Consider the following 15,888-nt stretch of genomic DNA (forward strand, 5'->3'; position numbering starts at 1 on the left):
CAGCCGGTGCCGGCGGTTTCAGTGCGCTAGCGTCTACGGGCAACCGAAGTACGACGCCGTTGACCACCGAATCCCGGGAGCGCGATGAGCAACCCACTGCTGCGCACGAAGTCCATCGAGCAGTCGATCGCCGACACCGACGAGCCGGGTCGTCGGCTCCGGCGAAATCTCAGCGCATGGAACCTCGTCGTATTTGGCGTTTCGGTCGTCATCGGGGCGGGGATCTTCGCGGTCGCCGCGCAGATGGCGGGCGACAAGGCCGGGCCGGCGATCTCGCTGTCCTTCGTGATGGCCGCCGTCGCGTGCGCGCTGGCCGCGCTCTGTTACGCGGAATTCGCGTCTACCGTGCCGGTCGCGGGCAGCGCCTACACCTTCGGCTATGCCACCTTCGGCGAGTTTCTTGCTTGGGTCCTCGGTTGGGATCTTGTGTTGGAGTTCGCGGTCGGCTCGGCGGTGCTGGCCAAGGCTTGGTCGTCCTACCTCGACAACGTCATCGGCGTGTCGGGGACCGCTGCCGTCTCAATCGGGTCGAGCCAGCTGTCGGTCGACTGGGGGGCGTTGTTGGTCATCGCGGCGATGGCGACGCTGCTGGCCATCGGGACCCGGATGTCGTCGTTGTTCACCGCTGTCGTCACGGTCATCAAGGTGTCCGTCGTGCTGTTCTTCATCGTCGCCGGCATCTTTTTCATCGAGAAGAAGAACTACACGCCGTTCGTGCCGCAGAGTGTGCCGGGTGATCATGAGCCCGGTGTCGACTCGACGCTGTTCTCGCTGATCACCGGCGGCGGAGGATCGGCGTACGGTTGGTACGGGGTTCTCGCGGCCGCGTCGATCGTCTTCTTCGCCTTCATTGGCTTCGACGTCGTCGCGACGACCGCGGAGGAAACGCGCAATCCCAGTCGCGACATCCCGCGTGGAATCATCGGCTCGCTGGTCATCGTGACGGTCCTTTATGTGGCGGTCTCGATCGTCGTCACGGGCATGGCGCCCTACAAGGATCTCAAGACCACCGTGAACCCGGACGGCACGAAGGACCACAAGACGCTGGCCGACGCCTTTGCGCTCCACGGTGCCGACTGGGCGGAGAAGCTGGTCGGCATCGGCGCGCTGATCGGCCTGACGACAGTGGTCATGGTGCTGTTGCTCGGCCAGATCCGGGTCCTATTCGCGATGAGTCGCGATGGACTGATTCCCCGGTCAGCGTCGGTCACGAGTGCGCGGTTCGGCACCCCGCTACGGCTGACGGTGATCGTCGCGGTCGGCGTGGCATTGTTGGCCGCGGTCTTTCCGATGGATCGCCTCGAGGAGATGGTCAACGTCGGAACGTTGTTCGCCTTCGTGGTGGTGGCGGCCGGGGTTCTCGCGCTGCGGCGGATGAGGCCCGACCTGAAACGTGGGTTCACGGTGCCCGGTGGCCCGGTGATCCCCGTCCTGGCGATCGTCGCCTGTCTGTGGCTGATGCTCAACCTCACCGCGCTGACCTGGATTCGGTTTGTCGCGTGGATGGCGCTCGGTGTCGTCGTGTACTTCGCCTACAGCATGCGTCATTCGATGGTCGGTCGTCGGGAACGCGGTGAGCTGCCCGCCGCGGGCGGCGACTGACCCGACACGATAGCCTGGTCTGCGACCGTGCACCGCCCGCCGACGACGCGCGTCCGGGGGCATCTGAGTAGGGGAGCGAATGAGCCTCGTGTCCAAGTCCAAGTTGAGCGCCGACAACCGGAACGGAATCGACTTCAAGGTCGCCGACCTGGACGAAGCAGCCTTCGGCCGCAAAGAGATCGACCTCGCCGAGCACGAGATGCCGGGTTTGATGGAACTGCGCCGCGAGTACGCCGACGTGCAACCGCTGAAAGGTGCGCGGATCTCCGGTTCGTTGCACATGACGGTGCAGACGGCTGTTCTGATCGAGACCCTCGTCGCCCTGGGCGCGCAGGTCCGTTGGGCGTCGTGCAACATCTTCTCCACCCAGGACCATGCGGCCGCCGCCGTCGTCGTCGGGCCGCACGGCACGGTCGACGAGCCGAAGGGTGTGCCGGTCTTCGCCTGGAAGGGCGAGACCCTCGAGGAGTACTGGTGGTGCGCCGAGCAGATGCTCACCTGGCCCGACGATTCCGAGGGCAATCCGGCGCCGGCCAATATGATCCTCGACGACGGCGGGGACGCGACGATGCTCGTGCTGCGCGGCGCCGAGTTCGAGAAGGCCGGTGTCGTGCCGCCGGCCGACGACGACCACTCGGCCGAGTACAAGGTCTTCCTCAACCTGCTGCGCGACCGCTTCGAGGTCGACAAGGGCAAGTGGACGGCCATCGCCGAGTCGGTCAAGGGCGTCACCGAGGAGACCACCACCGGCGTCCTGCGGCTCTACCAGTTCGCGGCCGCCGGCGACCTGGCCTTCCCTGCGATCAACGTCAACGACTCGGTCACCAAGTCCAAGTTCGACAACAAGTACGGCACCCGCCACTCGCTGATCGACGGCATCAACCGCGGCACCGACGTCCTCATCGGCGGCAAGAAGGTGCTGATCTGCGGCTACGGCGACGTCGGCAAGGGATGCGCTGAATCTCTCGCCGGGCAGGGCGCCCGGGTGCAGGTCACCGAGATCGACCCGATCAACGCGCTCCAGGCACTGATGGACGGCTTCGACGTCGTCACCGTGGAGCAGGCCATCGCCGATGCCGACATCGTCATCACCTCGACCGGCAACCTGGGCATCATCACCTTCGAGCACATGCAGAAGATGAAGAACCAGGCGATTCTCGGCAACATCGGCCACTTCGACAACGAGATCGACATGGCCGGTCTCGAATCCGCCGACGGTATGCGCCGGATCAATATCAAACCGCAGGTCGACCAGTGGATCTTCCCCGACGGCCACTGCATCATCGTGCTGAGCGAGGGGCGGTTGGTGAATCTGGGCAACGCCACCGGCCACCCGTCGTTCGTCATGAGCAACAGCTTCTCCAACCAGGTGATCGCACAGATCGAACTGTGGACGAAGAACGACGAGTACGACAACGAGGTGTACCGCTTGCCCAAGCACCTCGACGAGAAGGTCGCGCGCATCCACGTCGAGGCCCTGGGCGGTTCGTTGACGAAGCTCACCAAGGAGCAGGCCGAGTACATCGGCGTCGACGTCGAGGGGCCCTACAAGCCCGAGCATTACCGCTACTGATTTGCCGGGTCAGGCGAGGAGGTCGGCGGCCAGTCCCGGCTCCGGGTCGCCGCTCAGCACCCGCCACGGCGACACCCACTGTGCCGCGGCCAGCCCGCGATAGGCCTCGTCGACGCGTTCCTGCAGCGCGGCATCGCGTTCGTAGCGGTCGCGATCGCGACTGGCATCGTGCTCCGCGCGCGAGACGGCGCGCTGCGCTGCCACCTCGACCGGCACGCCCAGGAAGAGCTGCCAATCGGGGACGGGCAACCCGAAGCGCTCGAACTCCAGGGTGCGCACCCATTCGGTCGCGGCGACGGCGCCGCTCACCGATTCTTCGGCCAGCCGCGCCGACGTGTACGCCGCATTCGACGCGACGTAGCGATCGGCGATCACGACGTCGTGCCCGGCGATCAGCTCGCGCAACGCGGGGGCCGCTTCGCGACGGTCGAGGGCGAACAGCAGCGCCATCGCGTAGGCGCTGTCGGTGACGTCGCCGTGCTCGCCGCGCAAGGCCTCCGCCGCGAGGTCGGCGTGCACTGACTCGCCATAGCGCGGAAAGGCGATCGTCGTGACGCGCACGCTGTCGGCCTCCCATTGCCGTCGCAAACCGTCGACGAGAGTGCGCTTCCCCGCGCCGTCGAGCCCTTCGACGGTGATGAACGTTGACACGATCCACGACACTACCGATCGATCTCCCATTTGCTTCGCCCGACCGCACGTCCGCGCTATCGGCGCGTCAATCCGAACAAAAGATCACAGCAGTGTCACTATGGAGCGCATGAAGCCACGTGTCCTCGTCGTCGATGACGACGCCGCCCTCGCGGAGATGCTGACCATCGTGCTTCGCGGCGAAGGGTTCGAGCCCTTCCATGTGGCCGATGGGACCCAAGCGTTGACCGCTGTGCGCGAGATCCGCCCCGACCTCGTGCTCCTCGACCTGATGTTGCCGGGCATGAACGGCATCGACGTCTGCCGAGTTCTGCGGCAGGATTCGGGTGTGCCGATCGTCATGCTGACCGCGAAGTCCGACACCGTCGACGTCGTCCTCGGCCTGGAATCGGGCGCCGACGACTACATGGTCAAGCCCTTCAAGCCGAAGGAGCTCGTCGCTCGCATCCGGGCGCGTCTGCGTCGCACCGATGACGAGCCGGCCGAGATGTTGTCGATCGGTCCGGTGGAGATCGATGTCCCCGCACACAAGGTGACCCGCGACGGCGAGCCGATCTCCCTGACCCCGCTGGAGTTCGACCTTCTCGTCGCGCTCGCCCGCAAGCCCCGTCAGGTGTTCACCCGTGACGTGTTGCTGGAGCAGGTGTGGGGCTATCGCCACCCTGCTGACACGCGTCTGGTCAACGTGCACGTGCAACGCCTGCGCGCGAAGGTGGAGACGGATCCGGAGAACCCGGAGATCGTCCTGACCGTGAGGGGTGTCGGCTACAAAGCCGGTCCGCCGTGAGCGAGCGTGGAGGGCGGACCCGAACTCCCCGCCCGCGCCGCCCCAACAGTGCCACCGCCCGACTGCGTCAGACACTGGCCCGGCTCGGGCACAGTTTCGGCAGCATCTGGCGGCGGTCTCTGCAATTGCGCGTCGTCGTATCGACGCTGGCGCTGTCGTTGGTGGTGCTCCTTATCCTGGGATTCGTCCTCATGTCCCAGATCACCAACAGTCTTCTCGACGCCAAGCTGGTCGCGGCCGGCGAGGAGATCGACCGTGCGCGGGCCGTCGTCGAGCGGGACATGGCGAGCCCCGACCCGTCGACTCCGATCATCACCCGGCTGCGCCAGACGCGTGCCCTGCTGACCGAGCGCGACGCCGCCGAGTCGGGGCCGGGATCGCGGGCCGTGGGCGCGTTCGACACGGTGTTGCTGGTGCGCGGGCCGGGCAACGAATCCGCCGACACCGGTGTCGGACCGGTCGCCGCGATCCCGCAGAACTTGCGGACCATGGTGCAGAGCGGCCAGGTCGCCTACCAGTATTCGACGGTGGAGACGACCGGCGGCGCGAACACCGCCGCACTGCTGGTCGGCACGCCGACGAACTCGGCCGTCCCCGGGCTGGAGCTGTATCTGGTGTTCCCGCTCACCGCCGAGCAGGACACCGTCAACCTGGTGTTCCGCACTCTGCTGACCGGCGGCATCGTGCTGCTCGGTCTGCTCGCCGCGATCGCGTGGCTGGTGTCGCGCCAGGTCGTGCTGCCGGTGCGGTCGGCGGCACGGGTCGCCGTCCGCTTCGCCGGCGGGCGCCTGTCCGAGCGCATGCCCGTGCGCGGCGAGGACGACATGGCAAGGCTGGCGATGTCGTTCAACGACATGGCCGAGAGCCTGCAGCGGCAGATCACCCACCTGGAGGAATTCGGCGGTCTGCAACGCCAGTTCACCTCGGATGTCTCCCACGAGCTGCGCACCCCGCTGACGACGGTGCGGATGGCGTCGGATCTGCTGTACGAGGGGCGCGACGACCTCGATCCGGTGCGGAAACGTTCCGTCGAACTGCTCGACAAGGAACTCGACCGCTTCGAGACGCTGCTCAACGAACTGCTGGAGATCTCCCGCCACGACGCCGGCATGGCCGAATTGGCCGCCGAGCAGATGCCGATGTCCATCCCGATCGAAGCGGCGCTGTCGACGGTGCGCCACCTGGCCGACGAGACCGGGACGGAGCTGATCATCGATCTGCCCGCCGAGCCGGTCATCGCCGAGATCGACCCGCGCCGCGTCGAACGGATTCTGCGCAATCTCCTCGCCAACGCGATCGACCACTCCGAGCAGCGGCCGGTCACACTCACCATGCGTACCGACGGTGACGCCGTCGCGGTGACCGTTCGCGATCAAGGCGTCGGCTTGCGCCCGGGGGAGGAGAAGCTGGTGTTCAACCGATTCTGGCGCTCCGATCCGTCGCGGTACCGGCGTTCTGGCGGCACCGGCCTCGGGTTGGCGATTAGCGTCGAGGATGCCCACCTGCACGCGGGCCGCCTGGAGGCCTGGGGAGAACCCGGGCGAGGTGCGAACTTCCGGCTGACGCTGCCGCTCAAGCGCGGTCACAAGGTCCTGGGCAGCCCGCTGCCGCTGCGCCCGTTCGATGTGCGCGGTGGATCCTCGTCGACCGGAGGTGCCCGATGATGACCCGTGTCGCACGGCCCCGCCGGCGTGCGGCGATGATGGCTGTCCTCGCCGTCGTGGCCGTCATGGCGACGGGTTGCGTGGCGATTCCGACCGACTCGTCGCCGCAGCCGCTGAAGAGTTTCGAACGACAGCCGGCCGCGCAGCCGCTGCCCAAACCCGACTCGGCGACCGATCCGGAATCGCTGGTGCACGGATTCTTGCAGGCCACCGCCGATCCGACCGCCGCCCATTCGGCCGCTCGCGCCTACCTCACCCAGGCCAACGGCGCCCGCTGGGACGATCGCGGCGACACGGCGGTCCTCAGCAACATCAACGTGCTCGTCGACTCGCGGACCGACGACGAGGCGACCGTGCGGGTGATCGGGGACAACACAGCTTCGTTGAAGGTCAACGGGCAGTTGCTCCCCGCGACCGGCCGCGTGGAGGCGCGGCTGCGCCTCGCGCACACGCCGACCGGGTGGCGCATCGACGGCCCGCTGCCGGCGGGCGTGCTGCTCGATCGCGCTCAGTTCGAGTCCACCTATCGCCTGGTCACGCTGTACTTCACCGACCGCGACCACCAGCGGCTGGTCGGTGATCCGCGGTGGTTCTACGTCGGGCAGACCGGCCCGTCGTCGGTCATGGCGCGGCTGCTCGCCGGCCCCAGCCTCGACCTGGTGCGCGCCACCGCTTCGTCGATTCCGCTCAAGACGGAACTCGGCGAGGTGGCCCCGCGCGACGAAGGCGGCGTGCGGGTCGATCTGAAGGGGACGACCTCGCCGTCGGAGGCCGAGCGCACGCTGATCGCCGCGCAGACGGTGTGGACGCTGAGCAGCGCCGACGCGCCCGCGCCCTACGCCATCACGTGGAACGGGGCCCCGCTCCTGCCGCAGCACCCCGACGGCATCAGGGTGAGCGACGTGCAGCGGTTCTCGCCGACGGGCGTCTCGGGTGAAGAGGACCGGCTCGACGTGATCAGCCGCGGAGAGCTGTTCAACGTCGCCGACGGCCAGCTCAAGCCGGTCGCGGGCAACCTCAACGACGGCAAGCAGGTCGAGTCGGCGAGTTTGAGCAGCGACCGCGCGCGCATCGCCGCGGTCCGGACCGCCAGACCGGCGCAGCCCGCTCAGCAGGCGTCGCCGCCTGCGCCAGGCGCGCCGTCGACGCCGACGTCGGCTCCGCCCGGACCGTCCGGCCCGGCGCGCGCGACCCTGGTGACGGGCCTGTACGGCGGTGCGGTGCAACCGTTGTCCGCTGGTACCTCGATCACGCGACCGTCGTTCGGGATGAAGAACGACGTGTGGGCCGTGGTCGACGGTAAGCCGACGCGATGGACGGCCGCCGAAGGCGCCATGCGCACGTCGGTCGCCGACACCGCGGCGCTGACCGAGCTGGCTCACGGGCCGATCAGCGAGTTGCAGGTCTCGCCCGACGGGGTCCGGGTCGCCGTCATCGTCGCCGGCCAGGTGCTGTTCGCCGTGATCGAAGAGCGACCGGACGGGCAACTGGCATTGGCCCATCCGCGATTCGCGGCCTACAACATCGGCAACCGCGCGGTCGCCCTGGACTGGGCTTCGCAGACGACGCTGGTGGTGGCGCGCGACGCCACCGAGGCGCCGGTGACCCAGGTGCCGTTGTCGGGACTGCCCGCCGCCGGGCTGGTTTCGGGCAATCTCGCGCCGCCCGTCCACGCCGTCGCGGCCAACCTGTCCTCGACCTACGTGGCCGACACCCGCGGGGTCCTGGTGCTGTCGAGCAGTACGGGCAACCGCGACCAGACGTGGGTGGACGTGCCCGCTGCGAAAGGCGCCGGCCTCATCCCGGTGCTGCCGTAGGCCGCGCAGGACACGCCGCACCGCGATCGGATCATTCGGCGGCGGCCAGGACGACGACGGCATCGACGTCGATGTCGTGTGCGGCCAGCACGCGGATCGATTCGGCCGCGGTTGCCCCGGTGGTGACGACGTCGTCGACGAGGACGACCGCGCTGCGCCGCGGTACCGCGAGGGCCGCCGATGCACGCGGGCGCATTCGTATCGCGCCGCGCAGATTGGCGCTGCGGGCCCCGGCGGACAGGCCGGCGGAATCGCGTACCCACGCCGCCGTGCGCAGCGCTGGCGCCACCTGCACCGACCGGCCGAGATGAGCGGCGGCCGCCCGGCAGATCGCCTCGACCGGGTCGCCGCCGCGACGACGGGCGGCCGCGGCACGCGTGGGCGCGGGAACGAGCACGAGGTGTTCGGCGTCGGGGATCTCGCCCCACCGGGCCAGGGTGACGACCGCGCGGGCGTGGGCGGCGCCGAGCGGCTCGACGAGGTCGCGGCGCCCCCGCTCCTTGAGTCGGATGACCGCGCTCCGCAACGGGTCCCGGTAGGCGCCCAGCGCCCACACGGGCACACCGACGCCGACCCGGGGCGTGACCAGGCGCGGCGCGTCGGAAATCCGGCGATCGCATCGCCCGCACCACGGCACACCCGGCGCCCCACAACCACCGCAGGTCAGGGGGAGTACGAGGTCGACGAGTGCCCGCGCCAACGATCCCGGCGCGAATCGGCGCGCAGCTTCCCCCATTCGAGCCCCCGGTTCTCGTCTGCTCCGTGCGGCCGGCCGCATCGGGCGTGCCCAGCTAAACACGCGCGACGCGCACGGGGGTTCAAAACCTGGCAGCGAACTGCAACTGCGACTACGGTCGAGTTCAACATCCCGCACCGTTCGCGGTAGCGACAACGACGGTCCGCTCGCGTCAGCGAGACCGGCGGCGACAGGGAGGTGAGGCCGCTGCCACTGAGTGTCAGCCGTCCGGCTGGCATGCCTCGCTTCGAGTTGTTCCGCCAGTAGGAGGAAGTTGTATGTCGTCCGTCATTCACCGCAAGGGTCACCGCGAGTCCAAGGTCAGCCGGCCGCGCGAGGCGGAGCCGTTCGACGCAAAGGCCGCATTCACCAGGCCGGCGGGCACCGTCGTTTCGGAGAACCCGGTCGAGCCGAACGCCTCGGTCAACTTCTCCGGCCGCAACGTCGAGATCCCCGACCACTACCGCGTGTACGTGTCGGACAAGCTCGCTCGCCTCGAGCGCCTGGACCCGTCGATCTTCCGATTCGACGTGCAGCTCTACCACGAGAACAACCGCAGGCAGCTGAAGGCATGCCAGCAGGTGGAGATCACCGCGATCGGCAAGGGCCCGGTGGTGCGCGCCCAGGCGGGCGGCGAGAACTTCTACGCCGCGTTGGAGTTGGCGCTGGACCGCATGGACTCCCGGTTGCGCAGGGTCAAGTCCCGGCGCGAGATCCACTACGGTCTGCGGACCCCGACGTCGCTGGCCGAGGCGACCGCCAACGGCCTGGGCGACCTGGCGGGCAGTGCCGAGGCGACGAAGTCGGCGGCGGCGGCCGATCAGGAGCCGGCGGACAAGTACGCGGTCGACCACTACGAGCCCGGACAGGTCGTCCGCGTCAAGGAGCATCCGGCCGTGCCGATGACCGTTGACGACGCGCTCTACGAGATGGAACTCGTCGGACACGACTTCTTCCTGTTCCACGACAAGGAGACGGATCGGCCCTCGGTCGTCTACCGCAGGCACGCGTTCGACTACGGACTGATCCGGCTGACCTGAGTCCGCGCATCCTTCGCCGACGCGCTGGAGCGCGACGTGCTGCGGCACGTCGACCCGTCGTTCCGTACCATGTCAAAGGGCTTGCTCTGCGGCCTCCGCGTAGGGGGACGCAGATCGACCGAGACATTCACGGTTACACAACAAGGGATTGCCAGTGCTGAACAAGCTTCTTCGCGTCGGCGAGGGCCGGATGGTCAAGCGACTCGACGTGATCGCCGGTCACGTCGAGGCGCTCGAGGATGAGACGGCCGCTCTCACCGACGCCGAATTGCGGGCCAAGACCGACGAGTTCAAGGAGCGCGTCGCCGACGGGGAGACCCTCGACGAGCTGTTGCCCGAAGCGTTCGCGGTCGCCCGCGAGGCGGCTTGGCGAGTGCTGGACCAGAAGCACTTCCACGTCCAGATCATGGGTGGCGCCGCCCTGCACTTCGGCAACATCGCCGAGATGAAGACCGGTGAGGGCAAGACTCTCACCTGTGTGCTGCCCGCCTACCTCAACGCGTTGGCCGGCAAGGGCGTGCACGTCGTGACCGTCAACGACTACCTCGCCAAGCGCGACGCGGAGTGGATGGGCCGCGTTCACCGCTTCCTCGGGCTGGAAACCGACGTGATCCTCTCGGCGATGTCGTCGGAGGCGCGCAAAGAGGCATACGACGCCGACATCACCTACGGCACGAACAACGAGTTCGGGTTCGACTACCTGCGCGACAACATGGCGCACTCGCTCGATCAGCAGGTCCAGCGAGGTCACAACTTCGCGATCGTCGACGAGGTCGACTCGATCCTCATCGACGAGGCCCGTACGCCGCTGATCATCTCCGGACCGGCCGACTCGTCGAGCAAGTGGTACGTCGAGTTCGCGCGCCTGGCGCCGCTGATGAAGAAGGACGTGCACTACGAGGTCGACATCAAGAAGAAGACCGTCGGCGTGCATGAAGAGGGCGTCAATCTCGTCGAGGACCAGCTCGGTATCGACAATCTCTACGACGCCGCGAACTCGCAGCTGGTCGGCTACCTGAACAACGCCATCAAGGTCAAGGAGCTCTTCCACCGCGACAAGGACTACATCGTCCGCAACGGCGAAGTCGTCATCGTCGACGAGTTCACCGGGCGCGTGCTCGACGGACGCCGCTTCAACGAGGGGCTCCACCAGGCGATCGAGGCCAAAGAAGGCGTGGAGATCCAGGCGGAGAACCAGACGCTCGCCACCATCACGCTGCAGAACTACTTCCGCATGTACGACAAGCTCGCGGGCATGACGGGTACGGCCGAGACTGAGGCTGCCGAGTTCGACCAGATCTACAAGCTGGGCGTGCTGCCGATCCCGACCAACAAGCCGATGATCCGCAAGGACCAGACGGACCTGATCTACAAGACCGAAGAGGCGAAGTTCGACGCCGTCGTCGACGACATCGCCGAACGGCACGAGAAGGGCCAGCCGGTGCTGATCGGCACCACGAGTGTCGAGCGGTCGGAGTACCTGTCGCGACAGCTGCAGCGCCGCAACGTCCCGCACAGTGTGCTCAACGCGAAGTTCCACGAGCAGGAAGCGCAGATCATCGCCGAGGCCGGCCGGGTCGGCGCCGTCACGGTCGCGACCAACATGGCCGGGCGCGGTACCGACGTCGTGCTCGGCGGCAACGCCGACATCATCGCCGACACGCGGCTGCGCAAGGCCGGGCTCGACCCGGTGCACACGCCCGAGGAGTACGAGGCGGCGTGGGACGAGGCGATCACGATCGCCCGCGAGAACGCCGAAGCCGAGGCCGACGAGGTGCGCGAAGCCGGTGGGCTGTACGTGCTCGGTACCGAGCGCCACGAGTCGCGCCGCATCGACAACCAGCTGCGCGGCCGTTCCGGTCGTCAGGGCGACCCGGGCGAGTCCCGGTTCTACCTGTCGCTGGGCGACGAGCTCATGCGACGGTTCAACGGCGCCGCGCTCGAGACGATCATGAACCGGGTCAACCTGCCCGACGACGTGCCGATCGAGGCGAAGATGGTCACCAAGGCCATCCGCTCGGCTCAGACGCAGGTCGAGCAGCAGAACTTCGAGGTCCGCAAGAACGTCCTCAAGTACGACGAGGTCATGAACGAGCAGCGCAAGGTCATCTACCGCGAGCGCACTACCATCCTCGCGGGAGAGGACCACAGCGAGCAGGTCCAGCAGTTCATCGACGACGTCGTCGGCGCGTACGTCGACGGTGCGACGGCCGAGGGCTATGCCGAGGACTGGGACGTCGACGAGCTGTGGACCGCGTTGCGGTCGCTGTATCCGACCACTCTCACCCCGCGTGAAGTGCTGGGCGAGAACGAGTTCGGCGAGCGCGACGACATCGCGCCCGAGGAACTGCGCGAGATCCTCGTCGCCGACGCGCACAAGGCCTACGAGAAGCGCGAGGCCGAGATCGACGCCATGGCCGGCGAAGGCGCGATGCGCCAGCTCGAGCGCAGCATCCTGCTCTCGGTCATCGACCGCAAGTGGCGCGACCACCTGTACGAGATGGACTACCTGCGCGAAGGCATCTACCTGCGTTCGATGGCCCAGGCCGACCCGGTCGTCGAATACCAGCGCGAGGGCTTCGACATGTTCCACGGCATGCTCGAGGGCATCAAGGAGGAGACCCTCGGGTTCCTGTACAACGCCCAGGTCGAGACCGAGCCCGTCGCCGAGCCGGGCCCCGCGCTCCCGACCGGGCCGGTCGCCGACTCGGCCGACCAGTCCAAGGTCCCCGCGGCGCTGCGTGCGCGGGGAGTGCCCGCCGAACCCGCCGAAGTGCCGATGACCTTCATCGGCCCCGACGAGAGCGGCGACGCCGCCGCTTTCGAGGAGGATGCGCAGGACGAGTCGGTCGACGCCGGGGTGAGCGATCCGGCAGCGGTGTCGGCGGCACGGCGGAATCGTCGGGCCAAGCGCGGCAAGCCGGCGGCGAAGAAGAACAAACGCCGCCGCTGACCACAGCGGAATCATCCGGTCACGGATGGCGCTATCACTTCAGTCGAATAGGCATCTGATATGTGTGGACCGAATTGGCTGACTGGGATGAGCTAGCAGGCGCCGCGAAGCGACTTATTTGGACGTATCTGTTCGTCGGCTCAATGATCGCTCTTTGGGTGTACCAGGGCCGGTCGCCCGACAACTCGGTGGAAGCGCCCATCGATGTGTACGCCACCGGTGCTGCTCCGTTGCTCGCGCTCCTGCGCTTTTATCTCGATCACCCCGAGGCACGCGACGAGCTGGACGACGGACGAGCCCACAGGCGACTCCGCGACGGCGAGATCTAGCCTCACCCCCGAGAGTGCCGAGCGGATGTGTCGCTATACGGTCCGAGGGCTCGGCGCTTTTGGTCGACCAGCGCTTTCACCGGCGCCCGATTTCGGTTTCGATGGAACCGATCGGGTCTGCGCTGCGTCCCATGTATATGGAGACCAGCCACGTCGTGCTACGCCCGGCCCCGCCGTTCGAACATCCCGGACGGTGGGCCGAGCCGTGTGACTGCGCCACGGGAGGTCCGCCACAGCGCCGGCCGGAGCGGGTCCTGCGGTCGGTGCCGCTCACCACGTCTGCGGACCAGCGGCCGTCCGATCAGATTGCGATCTCGGCGCGCGAGTTCGCCATCGCCGCGATGACCGTCGTGCTCGAAGTCGTCGATGGCCGGCGACCGGTCACCGCTCTGCGTCCCCTGGCCGCGCAGCCGGTCATCGACCATGTCGTCACGAAGGGCCGGGCCCGATTCGGCTCCGGCGCAGCCACGCGACCGGGAACGGCCGGAATGCGCCTGCGGCGCGTGCACATCCAGCTCACCGATGACGGGCAGGCCGAGTTCTACGGCAGCTACTCCTGTGGCGAGCGCGTCCGCGCCTTCGCGGGCCGGATCGTCACCGCGAAGCCGTCGGGGAGGGGCACCGTGGCCGACGCCTCGGAGCGTGCCAAGCCGCGCTGGCGGGTTCAGGGGCTGATGCTGGACTGAGGGTCGCCACTTCCGAGGGCGAGCCGACCCGCACGGCCGCACCTGCCGATAGGATCGCGTCATCATGGTGAATAGGCTGACCCCGCGCGAAGCGATGTACTACTTCCTCGATGAGGGTGGCTCCACCGTGCACGTCGGGACGCTGATCGTGGTGGATCCGGCCGCCGCGGCGAAGGGCGGGGGCCTGGACTACCAGTCGCTGGTCGCGCTGGTCGAAGGACGGATCCAGTTCGCCCCCCGCTACCGGCAGATGGTCAAGCCGGTGGTGCTGGGACTCGCGCGCCCGGTCTGGGTCGACGACGCCGATTTCGACATCAACTTCCACATCCGCCGGGCCGGTCTGCCGCAGCCCGGGGGTGCCGAGCAACTTCAAGACCTCGTGGGCCGGGTGCTGTCCCGGCCGCTGGATCGCAAGCGACCGTTGTGGGAGATGTATCTGATCGAAGGGCTGGCCGACGGCGGCCTGGCGGTGCTGACGAAGACGCATCGTTGCATGGTCGGACCGGATTCGGTGGAACTCAGCCAGATCCTGCTCGACGGCCAGCCCGATGCGGCTGACGCGACCGAGGACCTGTGGATGCCCAGGATCGCGCCGAGCAGTGCCCAGTTGGCGATGGGGGCGATCACCGAAGGACTGGCGCGACCGGGAGAAATGGTCGAGAACATCGTCGGAGGCAACGGTCCGGTGGCCGGATTGCGTTCGCTCGCGCAATCGTCGGTCGCCCAAGTCACCGAGGCCATTTCGCAGGTAGCCAACGCCGCGCCGCACAGCCCCCTGAATCATTCGACGTCCTCGACCCGGACGTTCGCGGTCGCGTCGGTGTCATCGACCGAGGCGGCGCGGATCGCCGAGCACCACGGATGTTCCTTGGGCGACGTCGAGTTGGCGATCCTCACCGGTGTGCTGCGCCGCTGGATGCTCTCCTACACCGACACGCTCGCCGCGGGCGACACGGTCCGCGTCGTGCTGCCGCTCGACGGGCGCGCAGCGGATGACGAAGCCGAAGCGCCGTCCGCCGGTGCGGACGACGACAGTTGGGTTGGCGGCGACGGGCCGGGTTTCGTCACCGATCTCCCGGTGGGCGAAGCCAATCCGTCCGTCGTCATCGCCCAGGTGGCCGGGTTCGCCGCGCGGAACGCGCACTCGGCCGCCCGCAAGTCGGGCCGCGTGACTCCGATGCTCTCGGATCTGGGCGTCGTGCCGTTCGGCGATCTCGCATCGCGCTTCTTCACCAGCTGGAACCGCCACACCTACAACCTGCCCATCTCGGTCGCTCCGGCGCCGATCGGTCAGCGCTGGTTGCGCGGTGTGCCGGTACGGGACCTGTTCGCCGTGCCCTCGTTGATGGCGGACCGTGCGCTGGCTATCTCGGTGCTGACGTACACGGACCGAGTCGAGTTCGCCTTCCTCGGCGACCGCGACGTCCTCGTCGATTTGCCCGCGATGGTCGACTACACCCATGATGCTTTCGACGAGCTGCGCCCCGAGCGCGGAACAGACGACGGGGGACAGTGATGCGGGTCTACATCCCGGCGACGCTGGCGATGCTCCAAACATTGAATTCCACTGGCGAGCTGGTGCCGGTCGGAGGCACGGCATTCGCGTTGACGCCCGCGCTGCGCGAGGCGTACACGGCCGGTGACGACGAGGAACTGGCCGAGGCGGCGATGCGCGAAGCGGCGCGCGCCAGCCTGCGCCTCCTCGACGGCGACGTGAGCGAGCCCGAGGCGTCCGAGCCTCAGACGGCTCTCCCGCCCCGTCGCGTCGTGGTCGCCGCCGACGTCGACGATGCCACCCTGCGTCCCGATCTCGACGCGGCGGTCGTACGGCTGGCCGGTCCGGTCCCACGGGCGAGTATCGCGGCCGTCCACGTGGACGGCGCCGACGCCGAAGCGGCGGTGCGCGCGGCGGTTGCCGCCGTCGATGCGGCGGATCTCGGCGACCTCGACGCCGAACTCGCCATCGGGGACGTCGAAGACTACGACCTCGGCTGGTACGCGACGCAGGAGCTGCCGTTCCTGCTCGAGTTGCTCTGAGCGCTCCGCGCGA

At 68.1% G+C, this 15,888-nt stretch carries 13 protein-coding genes; 11 read left to right on the plus strand and 2 right to left on the minus strand.

Going from position 1 to position 15,888, the window contains the following annotated elements; translation table 11 throughout:
* The first annotated feature begins 84 nt into the window (after positions 1–84).
* Both GOARA_RS08995 and ahcY read left to right on the plus strand, forming a co-directional pair.
* On the plus strand, positions 85–1,602 hold the full coding sequence (locus GOARA_RS08995) for an amino acid permease (RefSeq protein WP_007322035.1): 1,518 nt from the start codon (positions 85–87) through the stop codon (positions 1,600–1,602).
* A 79-nt stretch (positions 1,603–1,681) separates the two neighbouring features.
* Positions 1,682–3,175 carry an adenosylhomocysteinase gene (gene ahcY / locus GOARA_RS09000; protein WP_007322036.1) on the plus strand — a complete coding sequence of 498 codons (1,494 nt, stop codon included), beginning with the start codon at positions 1,682–1,684 and terminating at the stop codon, positions 3,173–3,175.
* 9 nt (positions 3,176–3,184) lie between these two features.
* Here the strand turns inward: ahcY and GOARA_RS09005 are convergent, their stop codons facing one another.
* Positions 3,185–3,826, minus strand: a complete 642-nt coding sequence (locus GOARA_RS09005) for a dTMP kinase (RefSeq protein ID WP_040522494.1) — start codon at positions 3,824–3,826, stop codon at positions 3,185–3,187.
* A gap of 109 nt (positions 3,827–3,935) precedes the next feature.
* Here GOARA_RS09005 and mtrA point away from each other — a divergent pair, with 109 nt between their 5' ends.
* The 3 genes from mtrA to GOARA_RS09020 are packed head-to-tail and all read left to right on the plus strand — an operon-like array spanning position 3,936 to position 8,094.
* Complete coding sequence (mtrA, locus tag GOARA_RS09010) at positions 3,936–4,613, plus strand: MtrAB system response regulator MtrA (protein WP_007322038.1); 678 nt, start codon at positions 3,936–3,938, stop codon at positions 4,611–4,613.
* On the plus strand, positions 4,610–6,277 hold the full coding sequence (mtrB, locus tag GOARA_RS09015) for an MtrAB system histidine kinase MtrB (RefSeq protein WP_007322039.1): 1,668 nt from the start codon (positions 4,610–4,612) through the stop codon (positions 6,275–6,277). Before mtrA ends, mtrB begins: the two co-directional genes overlap by 4 nt.
* On the plus strand, positions 6,277–8,094 hold the full coding sequence (locus tag GOARA_RS09020) for an LpqB family beta-propeller domain-containing protein (RefSeq protein ID WP_040522453.1): 1,818 nt from the start codon (positions 6,277–6,279) through the stop codon (positions 8,092–8,094). Before mtrB ends, GOARA_RS09020 begins: the two co-directional genes overlap by 1 nt.
* A 31-nt stretch (positions 8,095–8,125) precedes the next feature.
* Here the strand turns inward: GOARA_RS09020 and GOARA_RS09025 are convergent, their stop codons facing one another.
* Entirely contained in the window at positions 8,126–8,830 is a 705-nt protein-coding gene (locus tag GOARA_RS09025; protein ID WP_007322041.1) for a ComF family protein, read from the minus strand.
* A gap of 278 nt (positions 8,831–9,108) precedes the next feature.
* Here GOARA_RS09025 and hpf point away from each other — a divergent pair, with 278 nt between their 5' ends.
* The 6 genes from hpf (at position 9,109) to GOARA_RS09050 (ending at position 15,875) form a co-directional block, all read left to right on the plus strand.
* Positions 9,109–9,870, plus strand: a complete 762-nt coding sequence (gene hpf, locus GOARA_RS09030) for a ribosome hibernation-promoting factor, HPF/YfiA family (RefSeq protein ID WP_007322042.1) — start codon at positions 9,109–9,111, stop codon at positions 9,868–9,870.
* A gap of 154 nt (positions 9,871–10,024) precedes the next feature.
* Positions 10,025–12,823, plus strand: coding sequence for a preprotein translocase subunit SecA (gene secA, locus GOARA_RS09035; protein WP_007322043.1), 2,799 nt, complete (start codon positions 10,025–10,027; stop codon positions 12,821–12,823).
* 62 nt (positions 12,824–12,885) lie between these two features.
* A complete protein-coding gene (locus GOARA_RS19810; RefSeq protein WP_007322044.1) occupies positions 12,886–13,152 on the plus strand; it encodes a hypothetical protein in 267 nt (88 codons plus the stop codon).
* 131 nt (positions 13,153–13,283) lie between these two features.
* Complete coding sequence (locus GOARA_RS18935; protein ID WP_138947618.1) at positions 13,284–13,838, plus strand: Rv3235 family protein; 555 nt, start codon at positions 13,284–13,286, stop codon at positions 13,836–13,838.
* A 64-nt stretch (positions 13,839–13,902) separates the two neighbouring features.
* Positions 13,903–15,354: a wax ester/triacylglycerol synthase domain-containing protein gene (locus tag GOARA_RS09045; RefSeq protein WP_007322046.1), complete on the plus strand. Its 1,452-nt coding sequence runs from the start codon at positions 13,903–13,905 to the stop codon at positions 15,352–15,354.
* Positions 15,354–15,875 carry a DUF6912 family protein gene (locus GOARA_RS09050; RefSeq protein WP_007322047.1) on the plus strand — a complete coding sequence of 174 codons (522 nt, stop codon included), beginning with the start codon at positions 15,354–15,356 and terminating at the stop codon, positions 15,873–15,875. Before GOARA_RS09045 ends, GOARA_RS09050 begins: the two co-directional genes overlap by 1 nt.
* Positions 15,876–15,888 lie beyond the last annotated feature (13 nt).

The organism is Gordonia araii NBRC 100433 (assembly GCF_000241265.1).
In the GTDB taxonomy this organism is placed as follows: domain Bacteria; phylum Actinomycetota; class Actinomycetes; order Mycobacteriales; family Mycobacteriaceae; genus Gordonia; species Gordonia araii.

What these genes read in the sequence shown, in the direction of transcription:
- GOARA_RS08995 (WP_007322035.1), top strand. Translation starts at nt 85, where the DNA reads ATGAGCAACCCACTGCTGCGCACGAAGTCCATCGAGCAGTCGATCGCC.
- ahcY (WP_007322036.1), top strand. Translation starts at nt 1,682, where the DNA reads ATGAGCCTCGTGTCCAAGTCCAAGTTGAGCGCCGACAACCGGAACGGA.
- mtrA (WP_007322038.1), top strand. Translation starts at nt 3,936, where the DNA reads ATGAAGCCACGTGTCCTCGTCGTCGATGACGACGCCGCCCTCGCGGAG.
- GOARA_RS09020 (WP_040522453.1), top strand. Translation starts at nt 6,277, where the DNA reads ATGACCCGTGTCGCACGGCCCCGCCGGCGTGCGGCGATGATGGCTGTC.
- GOARA_RS09025 (WP_007322041.1), bottom strand. Translation starts at nt 8,830, where the DNA reads ATGGGGGAAGCTGCGCGCCGATTCGCGCCGGGATCGTTGGCGCGGGCA.
- hpf (WP_007322042.1), top strand. Translation starts at nt 9,109, where the DNA reads ATGTCGTCCGTCATTCACCGCAAGGGTCACCGCGAGTCCAAGGTCAGC.
- GOARA_RS18935 (WP_138947618.1), top strand. Translation starts at nt 13,284, where the DNA reads ATGTATATGGAGACCAGCCACGTCGTGCTACGCCCGGCCCCGCCGTTC.
- GOARA_RS09045 (WP_007322046.1), top strand. Translation starts at nt 13,903, where the DNA reads ATGGTGAATAGGCTGACCCCGCGCGAAGCGATGTACTACTTCCTCGAT.
- GOARA_RS09050 (WP_007322047.1), top strand. Translation starts at nt 15,354, where the DNA reads ATGCGGGTCTACATCCCGGCGACGCTGGCGATGCTCCAAACATTGAAT.